The sequence below is a fragment of the Stenotrophomonas indicatrix genome (assembly GCF_002750975.1).
Classification (GTDB): domain Bacteria; phylum Pseudomonadota; class Gammaproteobacteria; order Xanthomonadales; family Xanthomonadaceae; genus Stenotrophomonas; species Stenotrophomonas indicatrix.
In genome coordinates, this window is sequence record NZ_PEJS01000001.1 from 735,391 (window position 1) to 757,067 (window position 21,677).

At 66.6% G+C, this 21,677-nt stretch carries 21 protein-coding genes; 4 read left to right on the top strand and 17 right to left on the bottom strand.

Features of this window, described 5'->3' with window-relative positions; translation table 11 throughout:
• Positions 1-471: 471 nt before the first annotated feature.
• The 11 genes from CR918_RS03485 to CR918_RS03540 all read right to left on the bottom strand — a co-directional run bounded on the left by CR918_RS03485 (position 472) and on the right by CR918_RS03540 (position 13,182).
• Positions 472-2,076: a sulfite reductase subunit alpha gene (locus tag CR918_RS03485; protein ID WP_099842052.1), complete on the bottom strand. Its 1,605-nt coding sequence runs from the start codon at positions 2,074-2,076 to the stop codon at positions 472-474.
• Complete coding sequence (locus CR918_RS03490) at positions 2,073-3,044, bottom strand: FAD:protein FMN transferase (protein WP_099844223.1); 972 nt, start codon at positions 3,042-3,044, stop codon at positions 2,073-2,075. The genes CR918_RS03485 and CR918_RS03490 overlap by 4 nt, the downstream gene beginning before the upstream one ends.
• A gap of 55 nt (positions 3,045-3,099) precedes the next feature.
• The gene (locus CR918_RS03495) at positions 3,100-3,903 is read right to left on the bottom strand and encodes a DUF4198 domain-containing protein (RefSeq protein ID WP_025873992.1); all 804 of its coding nucleotides are present in this window, start codon (positions 3,901-3,903) and stop codon (positions 3,100-3,102) included.
• 125 nt (positions 3,904-4,028) lie between these two features.
• The gene (locus CR918_RS03500; RefSeq protein ID WP_032975835.1) at positions 4,029-4,547 is read right to left on the bottom strand and encodes a DUF2271 domain-containing protein; all 519 of its coding nucleotides are present in this window, start codon (positions 4,545-4,547) and stop codon (positions 4,029-4,031) included.
• A gap of 40 nt (positions 4,548-4,587) precedes the next feature.
• Positions 4,588-5,226 carry a PepSY-associated TM helix domain-containing protein gene (locus tag CR918_RS03505; RefSeq protein WP_099842053.1) on the bottom strand — a complete coding sequence of 213 codons (639 nt, stop codon included), beginning with the start codon at positions 5,224-5,226 and terminating at the stop codon, positions 4,588-4,590.
• 236 nt (positions 5,227-5,462) lie between these two features.
• Entirely contained in the window at positions 5,463-7,883 is a 2,421-nt protein-coding gene (locus CR918_RS03510) for a TonB-dependent receptor domain-containing protein (RefSeq protein WP_099842054.1), read from the bottom strand.
• A 148-nt stretch (positions 7,884-8,031) separates the two neighbouring features.
• Positions 8,032-8,427: a hypothetical protein gene (locus CR918_RS03515; RefSeq protein ID WP_080149535.1), complete on the bottom strand. Its 396-nt coding sequence runs from the start codon at positions 8,425-8,427 to the stop codon at positions 8,032-8,034.
• Between the two features lie 172 nt (positions 8,428-8,599).
• Positions 8,600-9,277, bottom strand: a complete 678-nt coding sequence (locus CR918_RS03520; RefSeq protein ID WP_099842055.1) for a Fe2+-dependent dioxygenase — start codon at positions 9,275-9,277, stop codon at positions 8,600-8,602.
• A 51-nt stretch (positions 9,278-9,328) separates the two neighbouring features.
• Positions 9,329-11,653, bottom strand: a complete 2,325-nt coding sequence (locus CR918_RS03525) for a catecholate siderophore receptor Fiu (protein ID WP_025873986.1) — start codon at positions 11,651-11,653, stop codon at positions 9,329-9,331.
• Between the two features lie 660 nt (positions 11,654-12,313).
• A complete protein-coding gene (locus tag CR918_RS03535) occupies positions 12,314-12,646 on the bottom strand; it encodes a non-heme iron oxygenase ferredoxin subunit (RefSeq protein WP_025873985.1) in 333 nt (110 codons plus the stop codon).
• The gene (locus CR918_RS03540; RefSeq protein ID WP_099842057.1) at positions 12,643-13,182 is read right to left on the bottom strand and encodes a GNAT family N-acetyltransferase; all 540 of its coding nucleotides are present in this window, start codon (positions 13,180-13,182) and stop codon (positions 12,643-12,645) included. Before CR918_RS03540 ends, CR918_RS03535 begins: the two co-directional genes overlap by 4 nt.
• 166 nt (positions 13,183-13,348) lie before the next feature.
• Here CR918_RS03540 and CR918_RS03545 point away from each other — a divergent pair, with 166 nt between their 5' ends.
• Both CR918_RS03545 and CR918_RS03550 read left to right on the top strand, forming a co-directional pair.
• Positions 13,349-13,660 carry a hypothetical protein gene (locus tag CR918_RS03545; protein WP_165780885.1) on the top strand — a complete coding sequence of 104 codons (312 nt, stop codon included), beginning with the start codon at positions 13,349-13,351 and terminating at the stop codon, positions 13,658-13,660.
• 166 nt (positions 13,661-13,826) lie between these two features.
• Complete coding sequence (locus CR918_RS03550) at positions 13,827-14,207, top strand: hypothetical protein (RefSeq protein WP_099842059.1); 381 nt, start codon at positions 13,827-13,829, stop codon at positions 14,205-14,207.
• Positions 14,208-14,286: 79 nt separating this feature from the next.
• Here CR918_RS03550 and CR918_RS03555 read toward each other — a convergent pair whose 3' ends face one another.
• From CR918_RS03555 to CR918_RS03575, 5 genes are all read right to left on the bottom strand, one after another.
• Positions 14,287-15,543 carry a cysteine desulfurase gene (locus tag CR918_RS03555; RefSeq protein WP_099783133.1) on the bottom strand — a complete coding sequence of 419 codons (1,257 nt, stop codon included), beginning with the start codon at positions 15,541-15,543 and terminating at the stop codon, positions 14,287-14,289.
• Entirely contained in the window at positions 15,540-16,802 is a 1,263-nt protein-coding gene (gene sufD, locus CR918_RS03560; RefSeq protein WP_025873981.1) for a Fe-S cluster assembly protein SufD, read from the bottom strand. Before sufD ends, CR918_RS03555 begins: the two co-directional genes overlap by 4 nt.
• Positions 16,802-17,566, bottom strand: coding sequence for a Fe-S cluster assembly ATPase SufC (gene sufC / locus CR918_RS03565; protein ID WP_025873980.1), 765 nt, complete (start codon positions 17,564-17,566; stop codon positions 16,802-16,804). Before sufC ends, sufD begins: the two co-directional genes overlap by 1 nt.
• Before the next feature lie 75 nt (positions 17,567-17,641).
• The gene (sufB, locus tag CR918_RS03570; RefSeq protein WP_059063336.1) at positions 17,642-19,117 is read right to left on the bottom strand and encodes a Fe-S cluster assembly protein SufB; all 1,476 of its coding nucleotides are present in this window, start codon (positions 19,115-19,117) and stop codon (positions 17,642-17,644) included.
• Between the two features lie 17 nt (positions 19,118-19,134).
• Positions 19,135-19,590 (bottom strand): SUF system Fe-S cluster assembly regulator, encoded by a 456-nt coding sequence (locus CR918_RS03575; RefSeq protein WP_025873978.1) that lies wholly within the window; start codon positions 19,588-19,590, stop codon positions 19,135-19,137.
• Positions 19,591-19,800: 210 nt separating this feature from the next.
• Here CR918_RS03575 and CR918_RS03580 point away from each other — a divergent pair, with 210 nt between their 5' ends.
• Both CR918_RS03580 and CR918_RS03585 read left to right on the top strand, forming a co-directional pair.
• Positions 19,801-20,268, top strand: a complete 468-nt coding sequence (locus CR918_RS03580; protein ID WP_010483549.1) for an SET domain-containing protein — start codon at positions 19,801-19,803, stop codon at positions 20,266-20,268.
• Positions 20,269-20,440: 172 nt separating this feature from the next.
• On the top strand, positions 20,441-20,983 hold the full coding sequence (locus tag CR918_RS03585; RefSeq protein WP_025873977.1) for a type 1 glutamine amidotransferase domain-containing protein: 543 nt from the start codon (positions 20,441-20,443) through the stop codon (positions 20,981-20,983).
• 72 nt (positions 20,984-21,055) lie between these two features.
• On the opposite strand, the gene CR918_RS03590 is transcribed toward CR918_RS03585, so the two are convergent.
• A complete protein-coding gene (locus CR918_RS03590) occupies positions 21,056-21,652 on the bottom strand; it encodes a YceB family lipoprotein (protein WP_025873976.1) in 597 nt (198 codons plus the stop codon).
• Positions 21,653-21,677 lie beyond the last annotated feature (25 nt).

Consider the following 21,677-nt stretch of genomic DNA (forward strand, 5'->3'; position numbering starts at 1 on the left):
AGCGTCGGCGCCGGAGGCAATCATCCACGCATGGCGTGGATCTACTGCAGCATGGTTGTCACCTTGGATCCGCGTAGATCCACGCCATGCGTGGATGCGGCGGCCGATATCGCAGGTGCGGACAAGGGATCGCCGCCAGCCGTTCAGTAGATCCACGCCATGCGTGGATTTGGCAGCCGATATCGCAGCAGGGTGCGAACAAGGGATCGCCGCCAGCCGTTCAGTAGATCCACGCCATGCGTGGATACAGCAGCCGATGCCGCAGCATGGTGCGAACAAGGGATCGCCGCCAGCCGTTCAGTAGATCCACGCCATGCGTGGATGCAGCAGCCGATATCGCAGGTGCGGACAAGGGATCGCCGCCAGCCGTTCAGTAGATCCACGCCATGCGTGGATGCAGCAGCCGATGCCGCAGCATGGTGCCAACCAAGGTTCGCACCCACCAGGAGGCAATTCGCCCCAAACGTTCGCTCAATACACGTCGCGCCGGTAACGACCGGCCAGCAGCAGCGCTTCCTTGCCGTCGGCACCGAGCACCTGCTCGATCACCGCATCCACTGCCGGGGCCATGCCCTGCAGGCTGCCGCAGACCAGGATCGTCGCGCCGTCATCGACCCACTGCCGCAGCGTGGATGCTTCGGCCAGCAGGCGATCCTGCACGTAGCGATGTGCGCCGCCATCACGGCTGAATACCGTATCCAGGCGGGTCAGCGTGCCGTTGCCGAGCATCGCCTGCAGTTCATCGCCGAAGTGGAAATCATGCGCGGCCGAGCGTTCGCCGAACAGCAGCCAGGTGCGGGCACCGCCAATGCGTGCGCGTTCGTGCAGGTGCGCGCGCAGGCCGGCGATACCGGTGCCGTTGCCGATCAGCAGCAATGGAACGTCGGCGGCGACGCCATGGAAATTCTCGTTGCGGCGCAGGCGCATCTGTACCGGCCCGCCGATGACGGCGTGGTCGCACAGCCAGCCACTGCCGATGCCCGGCGTGCCATCGGCACGCAGCTGCCGGCGCAGCAGCAGTTCCACCGCGCCGTCGTCCATTACCGAGGCGATGGAGTATTCGCGATGTGGCAGGGGCTGTAGTGCCGCCAACAGCCCAGGCAGATCGCCTGCTGCAACCAATGACGGCAGGTGCGAGCGCGCAACGCGGGCGAGCAGCGTCGTGCCGTCGTCCAACACGGTGTCCGCATCGAAGCCCTGCGTCTGCAGCCAGTTGCGCGTGCTCTGTTCGGCATGCTGCGGACCGACCTCGGCGATGTCACCGGCCTGCCACTGCGCGTCGCTGCCGGTCGGGGGCTGCAGGCGCAGCCAATAGACCGGCCCACCGGCGCTGCCGGGGTTGAGGTGGGTACGCTGCAGCAGCGTCCACGGCTGGTACTCGGCCGGTGTCCAATCGGGAAGTTCGCTCGCGCCGCCGCCGAGCTGGCCAAGCAGTTGCTGCCAGTGGCGCAGGGCAGCTGGATCGGCGTTGTCGACTTCAATGGCATCGAACAGCGGATGTGCTCCGTGCTGGCGCAGCCAGTCGTGCAGCTGGTGGCCGAACGCGCAGAAATGCCCGTAGCTGCGATCGCCCAGTGCGAGTACCCCGTACTGCATGTGGTGCAGGGGCGGCGGCGTGCTCATCACCTTGCGCAGGAAGGGCAGGGCGTGGTCGGGTGCATCGCCTTCGCCGGTGGTGCTGACGATGAACAGTACACGCGCGCTGCCCGCCAGCAGCGTGGCATCGACCTCATGCAGACCGCGCAGGCGCACCGGCATGCCGGCCGAGCGCAGAGCCTGCGCACTGCGCTCGGCCAGTTCGCGGGCGAAGCCGGTCTGGCTGGACCAGACCAGCAGCATCGGTGGGTTGCCGCCTTCGGGCGTGTCGTCACGCGGACGGCTGCGCCACCACAGCACGCTACACGCCAGCAGATACAGCGCAGTGGCGGCCAGCGCGATGCCCCATTGCCGGGCCGGCGGTGCACCCTGCCACCACGCTTCGCCCAGGTGCAGACACAGCAGTGCCCCGCCGATCACGGCCAGCAGGGCCAGCACCATGACGTTGCCAACGGTCGCGCGCGGGAAACGCATGCTCATCCAGCCTGCTCATCCAGCAGCTGCTGGAAGGCGCTGCTGAGGGTTTCGCGTGGGCCGGTGGTGGTGCGTTCCAGGTAGCGTGCGGCCAGCCCCTCGCGCTCTGCCAGCGCGATGCCTGCATCGCGGCCGAGTACGGTCAGTGCGGTGGCCCAGGCGTCAGCGTGCATCGCGTCGCTGGCGACCACGGTGACGGCGGCTGCGACCTGCCGTACCGGCGTGCCGCTGCGCGGGTCGAGGCTGTGGCTGTAGGCCACGTCATCGTCGTGATAGTGGTGCCAGCGATCGCCGGAGGTGGCCACCGCCTTTCCGTCCAGCGCCAGTACACGCGGTGGCGTATCGGTGTGGGCATCTTCTTCCGGCGCCGACTCCACCAGCACGCGCCACGGCTGGCCGTCGGGCTTGCGGCCGTAACCGGCCAGTTCCCCACCGACTTCAATCAGTGCGGCATCGACATCCTGGCCGCGCAGCCAAGCGGCGACGTGGTCGACGCCGAAGCCCTTGGCGATTGCCGAAAGATCCAGCTCCAGGCCACCGGGCTGCAGCAGCGCATCCTCCTGCCAGTGCAGGCGCTGCCAGCCGCAGCGTGCACGGGTTGCCTGCAACGTGGCGGCATCGGGTGCGCGCCGTGCGCCGGCATGGGCGCCGAAGCCCCACAGCGCCACCAGCGGGCCGACGGTGGGGTCGAACGCACCGCCGCTGGCTGCAGCGATGGCCTGCGCGCAGGCCAACACATGGCGTGTTTCGATGGGAAGCACGAGGTACTGACCTGCGTCGGCACGGTTGTAGCGGCTCAGGTCGGAACCCGCTTCCCAGGTGCTCATCTGCGCGACCACTTCATCCAGACGTGCCTGGATGCCAGCATGCAGTGGATGCAGGTCGCGCTGGCGCGGTACGACCAGTGACACGCTCCAGGTGGTGCCCATGGTGGTGCCGCCCAGCCGGGCGATGTCGAGTGCGGTAGAGGTCATGGGCATGCGTGGCAGGCTGCAATACCAGGGCGCGCCGGGTATCGCAGCGCTGTCTTTACTGCGGCAGCACTTCCAGCGTGGCGACGTAGCTGAGGCGGCGCTTGGCGGCCTGCTTGACCGAGGTCTTCTTGTCCTCGGTGCCGGTTTCCAGCCAGTACATGCCGGCTTCCGGCCAGGTCACCTTGATCTCGCCCTTGGCGTCGCTGGTCAGCTTCTGCTCGTCCTGCGCGTTGCGGTAGCGGGTGCCGCCGCGCACGATCTCGAACTCCAGGCCTGCGGTCGGCTTGCCGTCGACCAGTACGCGGAAGGTGGCTTCCTCGCCGGCGAACAGGTCGTTCGGGTGACCGACGGCCACCAGTTCGATGCCGCGGTTGGTCGGCTTCAGCGCGGTGTCGTTCGGCGCCCCGTTGGTGACGAAGGTCTCCACGCGGCCGACCGACTGGCTCACTTCCAGCTTCTTCGCATCCTTGGGCAGTTCGCCGAAGGTGGCGGCGGTACCGCGCCAGCGCTTGCGCTCGCCGTTCAGCTCATAGGTGGCCGACAGGCCGTCGTTGACCGAGGCGATGCGGTAGGTGCCCTGCTGCTTCAGCTCGACGTCGAACACGCTGCGGTACTTGCCGGTGGCCGCGTTCTGCGCCTGCACGGTGCTGCCATCCGGGGCGGTGATCACCACCGATTCCAGGCGCAGCGGCACGTGATTGAAGTAGAACAGGTCGTTGGAGACCGCACCGTCGACGGTGATCCACGGCGCGTTGCCGGCGATCACGGTCTGCGAGGGCAGCAGCCAGGCCTTGTGGGCCAGGGCAGAGAAGGGAAGGGCAGCGGCCAGAGCGGCGGCGAGGACGAGCGTGCGCTTCATGCGGAAGACTCCAGGGTGATTGATGGGGTCAGAGCCCTTCCTGCGGAAGTGATCCGACCCCTGGGGTGCTGCGATGGGGTCGGATCCCTTTCCAGCGGAAAAGGCTCTGACCCCGGCTCAGGCAATTACGGTTTGACGGCGAGGGTGACCTGGCCCAGTTCGGTGGCGCCCTGCGCGCGGCCGTTCTGTGCGGCGGTGGCCGGCCAGGTGAAGGGAATCTTCAGCAGTTCACGGCCGCCGACTTCGCGCACCGCTTCCACCACCAGGGTGTAGTTGCCCGGGGCCAGCTGCTTCAGTGCGGGCTGCTTGTCGTTGAACGACAGCGCGTGCTTGCCGGCCGGGCGGGTCGGGCCGGTCACGCCGTCCACCGGCACCTGCAGGGTGCGGCCGCTCTTGCGCCACCACTGGCGCAGGTCGGGCAGCCACTTGGTGCCATGGCCTTCGCTGTTGCTGGTCTGCTGGTACCAGACCGACAGATTGGCGGCGACCTTCTGGTCGGCGCCTTCCAGCCACACCGCCACATACGGGCGGTGGTACTCGGCCACGTTGAGCTTGGGCACTTCGACGTTGATGTCGAGGGTGGTGGCGTAAGCCGGCGAGGTGGCCAGCAGGCCGCTGAGGGCGATGGTCAGGGTGACGCGCATGGGGCGGCTCCGGAAGAACGGATGGAAGTCACGGTGGAAGTCAGTGGATCAGCAGCAGGGCGATCAGCAGTGGGATCATCAAGCCCAGGCCGACCAGTGGCCAGGTCATGCGTCGCTGCCGCGCATGCAGGTGCAGCAGGAACAGGCCGGTGATGCAGAACACCAGGCAGGCGACGGCGAACACGTCCAGGAACCAGCCCCATGCGGGGCCGGCATTGCGGCCCTTGTGCAGGTCGTTGAGATAGGACACCGCGCCGCGCGAGGTGGATTCGTACTCCACCGTGCCGGTTTCGCGGTCGATGCTCAACCAGGCGTCGCCGCCGGGGCGTGGCAGTGACAGATAGATTTCCTCGGCCGACCATTCGGCGGGTCGACCGCCGATGGAGATGCCCAGCTGATCGTCGAGCCATTGCCGGGCCGGGCGTGGCAGTGGTGCATTGCCGTCCTCGCGGGAGCCCAGGCCGCCGAGCAGTTCGGCCGGCAGTTCCAGGTGCTGGTTCTGCACCTGTGGCTTGGCCTCGATCTTTGCTGCATGGTTCAGCGTCAGGCCGGTCACCGCGAACAGGAGCATGCCGATCAGGCAGACCGCAGAGCTGATCCAGTGCCACTGGTGCAGGGTACGCAGCCAGAAGCCGCGGCTCTGCTGCTGCTGCACGGTGGAAGATGCGGGACGGCTCACGGCACGGTTCGGGACGGATGAATACTGGCCATTACATCATTGATGAGAATTGCTCGCAATTAGATGTCGTTGTGTATCTCTGAAGGGGTAGTGCCGGCCGCTGGCCGGCAATCCCATGCCACCTGAGAGCATCGCGTGGTTGCCGGCCAGCGGCCGGCACTACCACGGGTCGGTAGATCCACGCCATGCGTGGATGAAGCGGTGCCGACCAAGGTCGGCACCCACCAGAGCGGCGATCAGAACTTCGCGTTGAGCGAGATCCAGTAGCTGCGGCGCTGGTCCTTGGTGGCGTAGTCGTCCACGCAGTTGTACTCGCTGGGGCTGGTCAGCAGGCACGACTGCGAGACGAAGTTCTTGTCGAACAGGTTGTTGACCCGCGCGTTGACCGTCAGCCACTGCGTGGCCTTCCAGCTGCCACCGAGGTGGAAGAGGGTGTAGTCCTCGTAGTAGCGGGTATGACTGGCACCGGCGGCATCAAGGATCGTGTCGCGGTAGCGGTCGTAGCGGCCTTCGCCGATCAGCGACAGGCTGATGGCATCGTTGAGCTGCCAGTTGAGGCTGGCGTTGGCCATGTGCTTGGCCGGCATGGTGCCGGTGATCGGCAGGCCCTTGCCGGAACCGGCGGTCTGCTCGCTCTTGGTCCAGGTGTAGTTGCCGCGCAGCTGCAGGGTGTCCAGCAGGTCGACGTGGCCGGCCAGTTCTGCGCCACGTGTCTCGGCCTTGTCGATGTTCACGCTCTGGGTGAAGGTGCTGTAGCCCAGCGACGCCCAGCCCGGGCCGATGTCCACGCAGTAGCCACTGCCGACCGGCGCGACTTCACAGTTGGGGAACGTGCCGCCGCTGGCGATCTTGTCTTCGAACTTGTTGATGAAACCGGTGACGTTGAAGCCCCAGCGCTGGCCCTCGTAATAGGCGGCCAGCTCGTAGTTGGTGCTGGTTTCCGGCTTCAGGTTCGGCGAGCCCACCAGCGGCAGCACGCCCTGGCCACCAAAGCCGGTGATGCCGGGGAACAGCTGGTCCGGACGCGGGGTCTTGTAGCCGGTGCTGACGCCACCCTTGAAGGTCCAGGCATCGGTGGCATTCCAGACCAGGTAGCCGCGCGGGCTGAGGTGGCTGCCGAAGATGTTGTGGTCGTCGTAGCGCAGGCCGAAGGTGGCGGTCAGGGTGTCGGTCAGCGACCAGTTGTCCTCGGCGAACAGCGCCCACATGCGGTGCTTCTGTTTGGTGTTGCTGCGGTAGCCGGCACCGTCCATGCCGAACACGCCGTCCACCATGTCGGTGTCGTTGTATTGGCCGCCCACGGTCAGCTTGTGCGCACCGAAGTCGAGGTCGAGCATCGTGTCCAGCACGTAGCCTTCCAGTTCCATGGTGCGCAGCGGCCGCGGCAGGAACGCCTGCAGGCGTGCCTGTTCGCTGGCGTTGAGTGCGGCCAGGCCGTTGTTGCGGCCGGCGGCACAGTTGTTGGCGGCACCGGTGCGGCGGCAGACGTCGTTCCACAGGGTCTGCAGGCCGGCGCGCTCGTCCAGCGTCAGCGGCAGCGAGCGGCCGAGGTTGTTGCTCTTGCTGTGGGTCAGCGAGGTCTGCCAGGTGCCGAAGCTGTAGCGGCCTTGATGGGTCAGCGAGAGCTGGTCGCGCTCATAGCGCTGGTAGGCGGTGTAGCCCACGCGCGGCTGCACCACGCGGCGGGTGACGGTGCCGCTTCCATTCGGGTTCGGCACCACCGCGTTGCCCACGCGCCACAGGCTGGCCAGGCTGTCGAGGGTGCCGGTCTGGCCTTCGCTGTTGTCGTACTTCTGGCGTGAGACGTCGTAGTCCAGCCACAGTTCGTGGTCGTCGTTGACATGGAAGTTCAGGCGCACGCCGGTGTTCCAGTTGGTGTTGGCCACCGACTTGCCGCCGCCACCGAAGCCGATGCTGCGTTCCCACAGCGTGCCGTCGGGCAGGGTCAGTGCATCCCATTCGGGATTGGATGCCTTGGCGTCGTAGTAGCTGCCGCGCACGGCCAGGCCCAGGCGATCCTTGACCAGCGGGCCGCTCAGGTACAGATCGGTGCTGCGCGCGTCGCCGAACTGGTCGTCCTGCTGCACGGTGAAGCCCTGGGTGACCGCACCGTGCCAGCTGTCCTGGTTGCGGCGGGTGATGATGTTGATGACGCCGCCCATTGCATCCGAGCCGTACAGCGTGGACATCGGGCCACGCACCACTTCGATGCGCTCGATCGCATCCAGCGGCGGCAGGTAGGCGAACTGGCCACCACCGAAGTTGTTCGGATACAGCTGGCCGGCGTTGCTCTGGCGGCGACCATCGATCAGCACCAGGGTGTACTCCGACGGCAGGCCGCGCATGGAGATGGTGGCGCGGCCGTTCTTGTCGGTGGCTTCCAGGCCGACGTCGATGCCTTCGACGTCGCGCAGGGCGTCGACCAGGCTGGTGTAAGGGCGCTTGCTCAGCTCTTCGCGGCTGACCACGCTGATGCTGGCCGGTGCATCGACTACCTTCTGCTCGAAACCGGAGGCGGTCACCACCACCTTGTCCAGCGTCTGCGGCGCGCCGCTGGCGGCACCATTGGCGTAGGCGGGCGCCGCGACCGCAGCCAGCACAGCGCTGGTCAACAGATGGCGGGACAGGGACGAACGGACACGATGGCGCTGGGCCATGGCAGATACCTCGAAGGATGTAAGGCAGCGCGATGCAGGGCGCGGAGCGCGCACGGCAGGGCAGGGATGGCCCGGTCAGGGGCGGCAGGGGCGAAACAGGCAGCGGCGAGCCGTCGCAACCGCGCAGGCGGTCACGGCGTGCCGTGGATCAGGCGAGCGGCGGCGCCTGGCCGCGTTGCTGGCGGCGCCCGGGCGCATCGGCCCAGGGCATGTCCGGTACGGCCAGCGGCCAGTGCGGACGCGCGCCGGAGGGAACCGACGCAGAGGGAACCAGATCAAGTTCGGTGCGCAGCCAGTGGCTGGCCAGCAACAGCGGCGGGATCGGCTTGTCCGTGGACTTGGCCGGTGCCGAGGCGCAGCGCCGCAGTTTGGCCGGCGCTTCTTCCTGCAAAGGGCCTTCGCCGCCGCGCTCTTCCAGCGGCTGCTGCAGCGCCTGCGGCGCGGCAGCGTGGGCGACCGGCAGCAGCGGCAGGGTGCCCAGCAACAGCGTCAACATCGCCACCCACGCCAGCAGGCTGGCCAGCGCAGGCCGACGGCCGCGCATGGCAGTGCCGAGCTGTACAAGCCGAAGCGGGCGAGGGCGGAACGGGCGACGCAAGCGGAGATCCCTGGCTGGCCGGAACATCCGGCGTCAACGGGGCGTGATTGTAATGAGACCCGTTAGCCGTTGCAAATGAGAATGATTGCCAAATTGCCGCAGGGGTGGCCTGATCGGTTCAGACCTCGCTCCAGCGTCGCAGCAGGTTGTGGTACACGCCGGTCAGCTGCAGCACCGCGTCGGCATCGCCATTGGTCTGCCGCAGGCGCTCGATGGAAGTATCCATCTCCCACAGCAGGCGACGCTGCACATCGTCGCGGATCATGCTCTGCACCCAGAAGAACGATGCCACGCGCGCACCGCGGGTGACCGGAGTGACCTTGTGCAGGCTGCTGGAGGGATACACGATCAGATCACCGGCCGGCAGTTTCACTTCGTGCTCGCCGTAGGTATCACTGATGATCAGCTCACCGCCGTCGTACTCGTCCGGGTCGGACAGGAACAGCGTGCAGGAGATGTCCGAACGCAGCTGCTCGCCGTTGGCCAGGTTCATCACCGCGCCATCGACGTGGAAGCCGTAGGTGCCGCCGCCGCTGTAGCGGTTGAAGCGCGGTGGCAGGTACTTCAAGGGCAGCGCGGCGGCAAAGAACAGCGGGCTGCGCTTGAGCGCGGCCAGCACCACGGAGGCCAGCGCAGCCTTCAGCGGTGAGGCATCGGGCAACTGCTCGTTGTGTTTGACCTGCGCACCCTGTGAGCCGACCGTCTCGCGTCCGTCGGTCCAGTCGGCAGCGTCCAGCCGCTGGCGGATCTGCGCCACTTCTTCAGGTGCAAGCACGTTGGGGATGTGCAGCAGCATGGCGGTTCCTCATCGATGCGCGGGGGAGACGGGCTCCCCCGCGCCATGACATCAGAAGCGGACGTCCGCGCTGAGCAGGAAGGTGCGCGGGGCGCCCGGGGTGTAACGGTAGCCGCTCTTGTTGATGCTGGCCACGTACTGCTTGTCGAACAGGTTGTAACCGTTCAAGCGCAGCGAGATGGAGTCATTGATCGCCCAGGACACGACGGCGTCATAGACAACGTAGGACTTGGTGAACGATGGGGTACCCACCGCACCGTCGGTGCCACGGTGCATGCCACCGGCATAGCGCACGCCGCCACCGATGGTCAGGCCGAAGGGTAGGGTGTAACTGGTCCAGCCGGTAAACGTGTCGGCCGGGGTGTAGGTCAGGTTGGTGGTGCCATCGGCGGCTACCTTGGCACCTTCCTTCACCTCGGTGTCGAGGTGGCTGTAGCCGGCGGTGACCGACCAGTTGTCGGTCAGGCGACCGACTGCAGAGAGCTCCACGCCCTTGACCCGCTTGCTGCCGGTCTGGGTCGGGTTGCCGGCATCGTCGAGCACGGTGGTGTTGATCTCGTTGTCAACGTCGGTCTGGAACAGCGCCAGATTCACTGCAAGCGCGTCATCCAGGAACGCCCACTTGCTGCCAACTTCGAAGGTTTTGGCCTTCTGCGGGTCGAGCTTGGGGTTGTCTGCACTGCTGGCCGAGCTGCTCAGCTGGAAGTTCGCGCCGCCAGGAGGCTGCTGCGAGACGGCGTAGTTGGCATAGATGCTGACCGTCTCGCCCACTTTGTACAGTGCACCGAGCTTCCAGTTCAGCAGCGTGTCGGACGCTTCCAGGGTCGGGTTGCGCAGCACGGTGCCGGTTGGATTGCTGCCGCATGCCGGGCCACCGCGACCACCGCACACCGATGCGCTTGCGTACTCGGTCTTGTAGTGGTCGGCGCGCACGCCCGCGGTAAGCAGGAAGCTCTCGCCGAAGGACAGGGTATCGAACAGATAGGCCGAGGAGGTTGTGGTCTTGCCGTGGGCATCGGCGCCATTGTGCGCCCAGGTCAGCCCGCCCACGTTCCAGTCGGGGTTGTACAGATTCGCTGCCGGCCAGGTGGTGCCGCCGGTGGCGGCCTGCCCGTAGCTGTCCAGCTCTTCGCGGGTGAATTCCAGGCCGGTGCTAAGCGCATGACCGACGCTGCCGGTGTTGAAGTCGGCGCGCAGGTTCAACTGATCGGTGAGGATGGTGTTGCGCTGGTCCTTGAAGGTCGGCAGGCTGCGCGCGATCGCGTAGGTCGATAGATCGGCCGGATTGGTGTAGCTGATGTTGCCGGTCGGGCGGCCATTCGCACCGCGAACGCCGGTACCCATGAAGGCCGTCAGCAGGTAGTCCTGTTCTGTGCGGCCCCAACGCGTGGTGTTGGTCAGGCGCAGCGTGTCGCTGAAGTCGTGTTCGAAGCGGAACGTGGCCATCTTCGCGGTCACGTCATCATGGTCTGCACGCGTACCGTAGAAGTTCTCCGGGTTCACCGGATGACCGGCCAGCGCTTCCAGGGTCGGCTGCGCGGTCCAGCCAGGCAGGCCCAGGGTCGGCACGCCGCCATCGGGCACGTTGTCCTGCTTCACGTACAGCAGGTTGAGGTAGTAGCGGGTAGCGGTGCCCAGGCCGAAGGCCAGCGATGGCGCAATACCCCAGCGCTTGTTCTGCACATGGTCGCGGCCCGGCTGGTCGCTGTCCTGCCACATCGCATTGACGCGCAGCGCGCTGGTCGCACCCAGCGCCTGGTTCCAGTCGCCGGTGGTGCGTCGCTGCTGGTCGCTGCCCAGCGACACGCTGGCCGACGTCGCGTCCTGCAGATTGGCCTGCTTGCTGACCAGATTGATCGCACCGGTCGGTGCGGAGCGGCCATTGTCGGTGCCGGCCGGGCCCTTCGTCACTTCCACCTGTTCGATGTTGAATACATCGCGCGAGATCGAGCCAAGGTCGCGCACGCCGTCGACGAACAGGCTGTTGGAGGTGTCGAAGCCACGCATGAACAGTGCGTCGCCGGTGGTGGTGTTGCCGTTTTCACCGGCATAGAAGGTGCCCACGCCGGGGCTGTTGCGCAGTGCCTCGGTCAGGGTGGTGGCACCCTGCTGGTTGAACAGGTCGCTGGTGATGATCTGGATGGTCTGCGGGGTGTCCTGCAGGCGCTGTGTGAACTTGGGAGAGGCAACCTTGTCAGCCTTGTAGCCGCGAACTGCATGGACGTCGACCTTGTCCAGGGTGCGGGCGTTGTCGGTGGCTTCGGCGTGGGCCAGCACAGGCAGCGCGGCCAGGCCGAGGCCGGCAGCGAGGCTGGCGGTGGCCAGCGGCAGGGTACGAAGCGGCGAAGCGTGCTTGCGGCTTTTGATCGGGTTCATGGGCGTCTGCAGAGAAGGAACAGGAAGGAGCCGCCGGCGCTGGACAGCGCGGCAACAGGAAGGGAAAGGGAAATGCAGTCCAGCGGCTGCGCAGCGCGCAGAAAAGCGTCAGGCCAGCTGCGCGGGCGGTGCGTGCGAAGGCGGCTGGCGACGATCGATCACGGGGACCGGCGGATCAGGCATCGCCGGCGTCGGAGCGTCTGCTGGGGCATGTTCCGGGCGCTGCAGGCACAGCCGCCGTAGTACCGGGGGCTTGTCGCCCCGGCTTCCTTCCGGCTCGGATTCCGCGCGTTGCATCGCGTGCTCGTGGGGCAGCGAATATGGGGGCGAAGACGGCGCTACGCCCTGGACGTAGGTTCCGGGCGCATCTGTCAGCGTGCTCCGTCCTTCCTGCAACGCCGACCAGCCCAACCACAGAGTCAGCAGCGCGGCCACAAGCAGTGGCCAACCCCGACGGGCAAGCTGGCACAGCAGGACGGTAGGCGCGGGCGAGGCCATGGCGCAGGTGGAGTCGTGACGAAGATGTTAGTTAGCATAACACCAACGATAATGATTCGCATCTGCGTGATTTGTACGCGGCTCCGAGTTACGCGCAGGGCCCCTGAAAGGCCCTCCAGGCGCCCGTCAGGAGAACCACCCCGTGGGTGGGTGCCCTAGGCTTCAATCGCGGTCGTCGCGGGTCCAGATGGCGTCGTGTTCGCGCTTCACCGGAAACTTCGGCACTGCGGTATAGGCCGGCGCACACAGGGCGCGGCCGTCCCGCACGTCGAAGCGCGCGCCATGCAGTACGCATTCAACGCTGCCCTCGGCGGTGTTGAACTCACCCGAGGACAGCTCGAACTCCTCATGCGTGCACTGGTCTTCCAACGCGTAGAGCTCGCCGTCGAGGTTGAACACCACGATCGGTGTGCCGGTCACTTCGTCGAACACGCTCTTCATTTCGCCCGGCAGCAGTTCGGCGCCGGCACAGACAAAGGTCCAGGCCTCGCTCACGCGGTGGCTCCGGCCAGCGGCTTTTCCAGGATCTCGAAGCGCAGGTCGTCGCGCTTGGGGATGCCGAAACGTTCGTCGCCATACGGGAACGGCTTCTTGACGCCGGTGCGCTGGTAACCGCGGCGCTCATAGAAGGCGATCAGTTCGTCGCGGATGTCGATCACGGTCATCTGCATCACCGGCACGTTCCATTCGCGTGCGGCGAGGGCTTCGGCCGCGTCCATCAACTGCTTGCCGACGCCGCCGCCCTGCTGGGCCGGGTCGACCGAGAACATGCCGAAGTAGCCCTTGCCGTCGACGTCGGCGACGTGGGCACAGGCCACGAGCTGGCCGTCGCGTTCGGCCAGCAGGATGGTCGAGCGCGGGCGGTCCAGGTCGCCCTGGATGCCTTCGGCATCGACGCGGGCGCCGTCCAGCAGGTCGGCTTCAGTGGTCCAGCCGACGCGGCTGGCGTCGCCGCGGTAGGCCGAGGTGACCAGGGTGATCAGGGCGGGGATGTCGGCCGATGTGGCGGCGCGGAAGGTCAGAGTGCTCATGGGGGCATTCTAGGTGGGGCGGGGGCGGGCGCAAAATGGGTCGAGGCAATGGGCCAGGGTCAGATCCCTTTCGCGCCGCGAAAGGGCTCTGACCCCATCCCTGAATCCCACCCTGCGAAAACGACGGCACTATGGGAACAAGGATCCAGGGAGGATCCAGAGGGCCGTGACCATGCGATTCGACGCTGTTGTCTCCGTTCGCTTCCTGCAGAGCGCCGAAGGTGGGAGGCGCACTGACATCGTGGGACAGGTATACGCCTGCCCGTTGTTCGTGGCGGGCCGAGTATTTGACTGCCGCGTGCTATTGCAGGAAGGACGGGCCGTCCTTGGGGAGAGCTACGAACTTCCCGTTGCGTTCCTGTTCCCGGAGGACGCGCTCGCCGTGGCCAACGTGGGAGAGGGCGTCTCGCTGTGGGAGGGAAGGACGATTGCGCGCGGCCGGATTCTGCGTGTCGCCTGGAGGCGATTGCAGGAGTGAGCCGGTGATGGGGCCACATGCCTTCTGCAATCTTCCGCGCGCGAGGCAGCGTGGGGAAACGAGCGAGGCTACGGCTGAATCGCGAACGCCGTAGAGGTTGAGGTTGCGCATGGACTTTGCTCCCGCGGTGCACAGATCCGCACGGAAGCGATGAGGCGTTACCCGCATGATGCGTACCAGGGATGGCAAAGCGACCACCTACCCGATGCTGCGCCTGCGCGTGCTTGCGCTAGCCGTTCTTGCGGTGTCGGCGTGCTCAGGGTTGACCGACACTGTCGTGGTCGTCAGGAACGTGGGCTCCCAGCGCATCGACGCGGTGCAGATCGACGCTGGCGGTCGAGTGACTGAGCTCGGGGCGATCGATGCAAATGCACAGGTTTCGATGACGCCGGTGGTCCAGCAGGACTCGTCCGTATCCGTGCGCTATCGGGAAGCAGGCCTCGAGGTCGCGTGCCTGGGTGATGTGTACCTGACGCAGAATCTGCGGGCACGCATCGAGGTGCAGGTGGGCGATGGCACGTGCAAGGTCGTGGATGCCACCCGCTAGCTGGGTGGCCGGGGTCAGAGCCCTTTTCGCGGTGCGAATGGGATCTGACCCCGGATTGCCGCTCTGCCGGTGTGCGGGCTCACCCCAACAGCTTCCGCACCTTCGTCAACGCACTCATGAACCGCTCGATCTCTTCATGCGTGTTGTAGAACGCCAGCGAGGCACGGCAGGTTGCCGCCACGCCGTAGTACTGCAGCAGCGGATGCGCGCAGTGCTGGCCCGAGCGCACGGCCACACCTTCCAGATCCAGCAGGGTAGCCAGATCGTGCGCATGGGCGCCGTCGATCAGGAATGACACCACCGCGGCCTTTTCCGGTGCCTCGCCGATGATGCGCAGGCCATCGACCCGGCGCAGCTCTTCGGTGAAGTGCGCCAGCAGCTCGGCTTCGCGCGCTTCCACGTGGTCCAGGCCGACGTTCTGCAGATAGTCGGCCGCCACGCCGAGGCCGATGAAGCCGGCGATGTTGGGGGTGCCGGCTTCAAACTTGTGCGGGGCGTCGTTGAACACGGTGCCGTCGAAGCTGACTTCCTTGATCATCTCGCCGCCGCCCAGGAACGGCGGCATCGCGTCCAGATGCTCGCGACGCGCCCACAGCGCACCGGTGCCGGTCGGGCCGCACATCTTGTGGCCGGTGATGGCGTAGAAGTCGCAGCCGATCGCGGTGACATCGACCTTGCGGTGCGGTGCGGCCTGCGAGCCGTCGACCACGGTGACGATGCCGCGCTTGCGCGCTTCGCGGCAGATCTCGCGCACCGGGTTGATGGTGCCGAGTACGTTGGAGACATGGGCCACGGCCAGCAGCTTGACCTCGGCGGTCATCGCCGCGCGCAGTGCGTCCAGGTCCAGCGCGCCGTCGGGAGTGATCTCGGCCACGCGGATGGTCGCGCCGGTGCGCTGGGCGACCAGCTGCCACGGCACGATGTTGGCGTGGTGTTCCATGCGCGAAACCAGGATCACGTCGCCGGCCTTCAGCCGGGGCAGGGCCCACGAGTAGGCAACCAGATTGATCGCGAAGGTGGTGCCGCTGCACAGCACCAGGTCGTTGCTGCGCACGTTGAGGAAACGGGCCAGCTTGTTGCGTGCGCCTTCGTAGGCGTCGGTGGCCTCGGTACCCAGCGCATGCACGGCACGGCTGACGTTGGCGTTGTAGCGACGGTAGAACTCGTCAACCGCGCCGATCACCTGCACCGGCTTCTGGCCGGTGTTGGCGTTGTCGAAATAGACCAGCGGCTTGCCGTGCACTTCGCGCATCAGCAGCGGGAAGTCCAGGCGCACGCGCGCCCAGTCGGGGGCGTCGGCGGGTGCTTCGATCGGTCGCGGGGTGGACAGGTTCATGCCACGCCCGCCTCAGCCAGCGCCTTGTCCAGCCGGCGTGCCAGCTGTTCGCGCAGCGCTTCGGGCAGCACCCTCAGCGGCTCGTGGCAGAACGCGGCGCTCAGCAGCGCCTGCGCCTGGGCCTGCGGCAGGCCGCGCGAACGCAGGTAGAACAGCGCGTTGGCGTCGAGCTGGCCGACGGTGGCACCGTGTGCGGCCTTCACTTCGTCGGCGTCGATCACCAGCGTCGGCTGGGTATCGATCTCGGCGTCGGCCGACAGCAGCAGGTTCTTGTTGGACAGGTTGGCGTCGGTGCCATCGGCACCGGCACGGATCTGGATGCCGCCATGGAACACCACGCGGCTGCGGTTGGCGGCCACGCCACGCCACTGCAGCTCGGCGCTGGTGTCGCGGGCGATGTGGTCGATGCCCAGGCGGGTATCGACGTGGCGGCGGCCGTTGCCGAGCAGCACGCCATTGGCAGTCAGCTGGGCGTTGTCGCCTTCCAGACGCACGTTGAGCTCATGGCGGCTGAGCGCGGCGCCCAGCTCCAGGTCCACGCGGTGGTACTGCGCGTCCTTGGCCAGCACCGCGTCGGTGCGCAGGAAGCTGGTCTGGCGCGCGCTGCCGGCCTGCACGCGGGCGTGCTTGAGCACCGCATCGCGGGCGACGTGGGCGTGCAGTACCGTGTTGTCCAGATGCGCCGAATCACCGACGCTGAAGCGGTGCTCGACCACGCCCAGGCTGGCGCCGGCACGCAGTTCGATCAGGTGCCGGTGGTGCCAGGCCAGATCGGTGTCGCCGGCCACGCTGGCGAATACCAGCTGCAGCGGCACCTCGACCTGCACGCCATCGTCCACGCGCAGCACCACGCCTTCATCGGCAAGGGCGGCGTTGAGGCGGGCGAACACATCGTCACTGCGATCGTAGCGGCGGCCGAGGAAGCGCACGGCGTCCTCGCCAGCGGCCAGTGCAGAAGACAACGTTTCCAGCTGCACGCCGGCCGGCAGGCCCTGCACGTCGCTCAGCGCGTCGTTGAGGCGGCCATTGACGAACACCAGGCGCGGTGCCGGGATGTCCTCCAGCGCGGCGGCATCCAGCAACGCCGGGGCCAACGGTGCGGCCGCGAAGCTGCGACGCTCCAGCTGGCGCAGCGAGGTGTACTTCCAGGTTTCGCTGCGTGCGCCGGGCAGGCCGTCGCGCAGCACGCTGTCGAGCACTTCGCGGCGCGCATCGCTGCCGCAGAAGGCCTGGGCCATGGAGTCGAGCAGGGCGCTCATCAGACCGCCGCCTCGGGCACGACCCGGTCCTTCAGGAAGTCATAGCCGTGCGCTTCCAGTTCCAGCGCCAGTTCCGGGCCGCCGCTCTTGACGATGCGGCCATCGGCCAGCACGTGCACGACGTCCGGCTTGATGTAGTCCAGCAGGCGCTGGTAGTGGGTGATGACCAGGAACGAGCGGTCGGCGCTGCGCAGCGCGTTGACGCCGTCGGCCACGCTCTTCAGTGCATCGATGTCCAGGCCCGAATCGGTTTCGTCCAGGATCGCCAGCTTCGGCTCGAGCACGGCCAGCTGGAAGATCTCGTTGCGCTTCTTCTCGCCACCGGAGAAGCCTTCGTTGACGCCACGGTGCAGCAGTTCGTCCTTCAGGTGCAGCACGGCCAGCTTCTGCCGCACCAGCTTGAGGAACTGCATGGAATCGAGCTCTTCCTCGCCGCGCGCCTTGCGCTGTGCATTCAGCGCGGCGCGCAGGAAGTAGGTGTTGTTCACGCCGGGGATTTCCACCGGGTACTGGAACGCCAGGAACAGGCCGGCAGCGGCGCGCGCTTCCGGGTCCTGGTCGAGCAGGTCGACGCCTTCGAACTGCACGCTGCCTTCGCTGACCTCATAGCCGTCGCGGCCAGCCAGGACATTGCCCAGGGTGGACTTGCCGGCGCCGTTGGGGCCCATGATGGCGTGCACCTGGCCGGGCTTCACTTCCAGGGACAGGCCCTTGAGGATTTCCTTGTCGCCGATGCGGGCGTGGAGGTTTTCGATCTTCAGCATGGTGGGGGTTTCCGTGGTGCGGGCCGGGGCCCGCCGGTAAAGAGAATGCGTTGTGCGAGGGCGCAGGGCGGGCGATCAGCCCACCGAACCTTCCAGCGAGACTTCCAGCAGCTTCTTGGCTTCCACCGCGAATTCCATCGGCAGTTCGCGGAACACCTGCTTGCAGAAGCCGTCGACGATCATCGACACCGCGTCTTCCTGGCTGATGCCACGGGCGCGGCAGTAGAACAGCTGGTCGTCGGAGATCTTCGAGGTGGTGGCCTCGTGCTCGACGGTGGCGCCCGGGTTCTTCACCTCGATGTAGGGGAAGGTGTGGGCGCCACACTGCTTGCCGATCAGCAGCGAATCGCACTGGGTGTAGTTGCGCGCGCCGTCGGCATTGCGGTCGATCTTCACCAGGCCGCGGTAGGTGTTCTGGCCGCGGCCGGCGCTGATGCCCTTGCTGATGATCTTGCTCTTGGTGCGCTTGCCGACGTGGATCATCTTGGTGCCGGTGTCGGCCTGCTGGCGATGGTGGGTCAGTGCCACCGAGTGGAACTCACCGACCGAGTCGTCGCCCAGCAGCACGCAGGACGGGTACTTCCAGGTGATCGCCGAGCCGGTCTCGACCTGGGTCCAGGTGACCTTGCTGCGCGCGCCACGGCATTCGGCACGCTTGGTGACGAAGTTGTAGATGCCGCCGACGCCGTTCTCATCGCCCGGGTACCAGTTCTGCACGGTGGAGTACTTGATCTCCGCATCGTCCAGCGTCACCAGCTCGACCACCGCCGCATGCAGCTGGTTCTCATCGCGCATCGGCGCGGTGCAGCCTTCCAGGTAGGACACGTACGCCTTCTCTTCGCAGATGATCAGCGTGCGCTCGAACTGGCCGGTGTGGCCGGCGTTGATGCGGAAGTAGGTGCTCAGTTCCATCGGGCAGCGCACGCCCTTGGGAATGAACACGAAGCTGCCATCGGAGAACACCGCCGAATTGAGTGCGGCGAAGTAGTTGTCGCCCACCGGCACCACGGTGCCCAGGTACTGTCTGACCAGTTCCGGGTGCTCCTTGATGGCTTCGGACATCGAGCAGAACACGATGCCCTTTTCAGCCAGTTCCTTGCGGAAGGTGGTACCGACGGACACCGAGTCGAACACCGCGTCCACCGCTACGCCGGCCAGCTTGGCGCGCTCGTGCAGCGGCACGCCCAGCTTGTCGTAGGTGTCCAGCAGTTCCTTGGGCACGTCATCCAGCGAGGCGTACTTCGGGCCCTTCGGCGCGGAGTAGTAGCTGAGCGCCTGCAGGTCGATCGGGGCGATCTGCAGCTTGGCCCAGTTCGGCATCGGCATGGTCAGGAAGTGGCGGTAGGCGTCCAGGCGCCACTGCGTCATCCATTCCGGCTCTTCCTTCTTGGCCGACAGGGCGCGGATGGTGTCCTCGTCCAGGCCGGCGGGAAGGGAGTCCGACTCGATGTCCGTGATGAAGCCGGCCGAATACTTGCGGCCGAGCTGCTCATGGATCTCGCGGTTGGGGGTGTCGTCGCTGGCGACGGTTTCGATGGTTTCGGTGGCCATGGGGGGCTGCCTACGGATCAGGAGACGACGTCGACAGCGATGGTGCGGCGCTGTTCTTCGTCGACAAGGGGAAGAGGGGGCAGGATCTGCGCCAGGCTGACATCGCGCAGGGCCTCGGAGACCACGTCGTTGATCAGCCGCCAGCTGCTGCGCGCACCGCACTTGGGCGCCATGCCGCACTGGTGGTGGTCGTGGCTGCACTCGGTCAGGGCCAACGGCCCTTCCATGGCTTCAACCACTTCAAACAGCGAGATCTCGATCGATGGGCGGGTCAGCCGGTAACCGCCACGGACGCCGCGCAGGCCTTCGACCAGGCCGGCCTGGGCCAGTGGCTTGAGCACCTTGCTGACGGTGGGCGGCTCCAGACCGGTGAATTCGGCCAGCTCGGTGGCACTGAGCACTTCGCCCGGACGGGCGGCGAGTACGGTCAGTACGACGGTGGCGTAATCGGTGAGCTTGGTGACGCGCAACATGGGATGCGAGTGGTTCTTAAAGCGGACTGAAATTGTACGCTTTTATTCGCCGGCATCCAACCCGGCCATTCAGCGGGCGCTTGGGCCCGGCCGGAGGGCAGTCGCCAAGGGCCGCCATCGGGGCGACATGCTGCGGCATGGGGGTGATTTTCGCAATCACCCGGAATGGGCGAGAATCAACGTTCCTTCCGCTGCAAACGTCTCTTGCCGATGCCCAAGAAGATCCAAGCCCGCAAGTCCGCCATCCACGGCAACGGTGTGTTTTCCGTGGCCCCGATCAAGCAGGGCGAGCGCGTGATCCAGTACAAGGGCCTGCTGCGCAGCCACGGCGATGTCGATGCCGATGACAGTGGCGACGTGGAAAGCGGCCATACCTTCCTGTTCACCCTCAACGACGACTGGGTGATCGATGCCAACTACAAGGGCAACGACGCGCGCTGGATCAACCACAGCTGCGACCCGAACTGCGAGGCGGTGATCGAGGAAGACGAAGACGGTGACAGCCGCGGCGACAAGGTCTTCATCGAGGCGCTGCGCGATATCAAGGCGGGCGAAGAGTTGACCTACAACTACGGCATCACCCTGGCCGAGCGCCACACGGCCAAGCTGAAGAAGATCTGGGAGTGCCGCTGTGGCTCGCCCAAGTGCACCGGCACGATGCTGCAGCCCAAGCGCTGATCCGGTAGCGCCGGGCCATGCCCGGCGAGCGCGAAGCGCGGGCGGAACCAGAAGCCGCCGGGCACGGCCCGGCGCTACCCGGGCGATTCTCCACCTGCCGTGCACGTGAGGGTCACCGCCGTTCAAGGGCCACTCGGCCACCCTGTGCGCTCCCCTTTATCTGGAGCACGACATGGCACAGCGTCTACGCGGCAAACAGATCGCCATCCTCGCCACGCACGGTTTCGAGCAGTCCGAACTGATCGAGCCCAAGCACCTGCTGGAAGCGGAGGGCGCGCGCGTGAGCGTGGTGTCGCCGGCCAAGGAGGCGAGCATCAAGGGCTGGAAGGACAAGGACTGGGGTGATTCGGTCGCCGTGGATCAACCACTGGATGGCGCCGACGCCGGCCGTTTCGATGCGCTGGTGCTGCCCGGTGGCGTGATCAATCCGGATACCCTGCGCACCAACGAAGCAGTACTGGATTTCATCCGCAGCATGGCCGGTGCCGGCAAGCCGGTGGCGGCGATCTGCCACGGCCCCTGGCTGCTGATCAACAGCGGGCTGGCGGAGGGACACGAGGTCACCTCGTGGCCGTCGCTGCAGCAGGACCTGGCCAATGCCGGCGCGCGCTGGCGCGACGCGGAAGTGGTGGTGGACGGCAACCTGATCACCAGCCGCAAGCCCGATGACATTCCGGCCTTCAGCGAGGCGGTGGTGAAAGCGCTGGCGGCGTAATGCGGCGCTGGTAGTGCCGGCCGCTGGCCGGCACGTGCGTAAAAGGATTGCCGGCCAGCGGCCGGCACTACCTTATTTGCCGAGGATGCCCGCCGGCACCAGGTCGCCCAGGTTCTGGTTGAAGGTCACCACCAGCTTGCCGTTCTTCACCTGTGCCGACTGCACCTGCAGGGCGCCGAGCAGTCCGGCCACGGCCGGGTCCAGCTTGTAGATCGGTTCGCGCTGGGCGTAGTCGCTCAGCCATGCGTTCAGCAGGCCACGGGTCCGTGAATCGAGACGGCCACCCTGGCTGGCCGGAGTGAAGTCATCCACGCTCGGCTGCTGCAGGTGGAAGCCCTGGGTCTGCGCGTCATAGCGCAGGCCACTGCTGAGCTTCACCGTACCGAGCTTGGCCGGGTTGCCGCCGGCGGTGGCCAGCGCCACGTCCATGCCCAGGTTCAAGCGCTCGCCTGCGGGCAGGCTCAGCTGCGGGTGGCTCATGGTCAGCGCGATCAGGCCGCCCAGCGCGTCCTGCGTGCGCGGGAAGCTGCCGTCCAGATACTGCTGCACGTCGCTGGCGCCAACCGCCAGTTCACGACCGGAGATCGAAGGGGCGGCCTGCGCACCGATCGCAGCAGCAATCAGCACGGTCGAGGCGGCTAGGCGGGTCATCAGGGAACGCAGACGCATGGCGGTGACCGGAAGAAGGATCCAA

Coding starts and splice junctions, on each gene's coding strand:
- sufC (WP_025873980.1), bottom strand. CDS start 17,566: ATGCTGAAGATCGAAAACCTCCACGCCCGCATCGGCGACAAGGAAATC.
- CR918_RS03540 (WP_099842057.1), bottom strand. CDS start 13,182: ATGAGCACTCTGACCTTCCGCGCCGCCACATCGGCCGACATCCCCGCC.
- CR918_RS03550 (WP_099842059.1), top strand. CDS start 13,827: ATGATGCGTACCAGGGATGGCAAAGCGACCACCTACCCGATGCTGCGC.
- CR918_RS03485 (WP_099842052.1), bottom strand. CDS start 2,076: ATGAGCATGCGTTTCCCGCGCGCGACCGTTGGCAACGTCATGGTGCTG.
- CR918_RS03500 (WP_032975835.1), bottom strand. CDS start 4,547: ATGCGCGTCACCCTGACCATCGCCCTCAGCGGCCTGCTGGCCACCTCG.
- CR918_RS03590 (WP_025873976.1), bottom strand. CDS start 21,652: ATGCGTCTGCGTTCCCTGATGACCCGCCTAGCCGCCTCGACCGTGCTG.
- CR918_RS03495 (WP_025873992.1), bottom strand. CDS start 3,903: ATGAAGCGCACGCTCGTCCTCGCCGCCGCTCTGGCCGCTGCCCTTCCC.
- CR918_RS03585 (WP_025873977.1), top strand. CDS start 20,441: ATGGCACAGCGTCTACGCGGCAAACAGATCGCCATCCTCGCCACGCAC.
- CR918_RS03525 (WP_025873986.1), bottom strand. CDS start 11,653: ATGAACCCGATCAAAAGCCGCAAGCACGCTTCGCCGCTTCGTACCCTG.
- CR918_RS03510 (WP_099842054.1), bottom strand. CDS start 7,883: ATGGCCCAGCGCCATCGTGTCCGTTCGTCCCTGTCCCGCCATCTGTTG.
- CR918_RS03515 (WP_080149535.1), bottom strand. CDS start 8,427: ATGCGCGGCCGTCGGCCTGCGCTGGCCAGCCTGCTGGCGTGGGTGGCG.
- sufB (WP_059063336.1), bottom strand. CDS start 19,117: ATGGCCACCGAAACCATCGAAACCGTCGCCAGCGACGACACCCCCAAC.
- CR918_RS03575 (WP_025873978.1), bottom strand. CDS start 19,590: ATGTTGCGCGTCACCAAGCTCACCGATTACGCCACCGTCGTACTGACC.
- CR918_RS03490 (WP_099844223.1), bottom strand. CDS start 3,044: ATGACCTCTACCGCACTCGACATCGCCCGGCTGGGCGGCACCACCATG.
- CR918_RS03520 (WP_099842055.1), bottom strand. CDS start 9,277: ATGCTGCTGCACATCCCCAACGTGCTTGCACCTGAAGAAGTGGCGCAG.
- CR918_RS03580 (WP_010483549.1), top strand. CDS start 19,801: ATGCCCAAGAAGATCCAAGCCCGCAAGTCCGCCATCCACGGCAACGGT.
- CR918_RS03555 (WP_099783133.1), bottom strand. CDS start 15,543: ATGAACCTGTCCACCCCGCGACCGATCGAAGCACCCGCCGACGCCCCC.
- sufD (WP_025873981.1), bottom strand. CDS start 16,802: ATGAGCGCCCTGCTCGACTCCATGGCCCAGGCCTTCTGCGGCAGCGAT.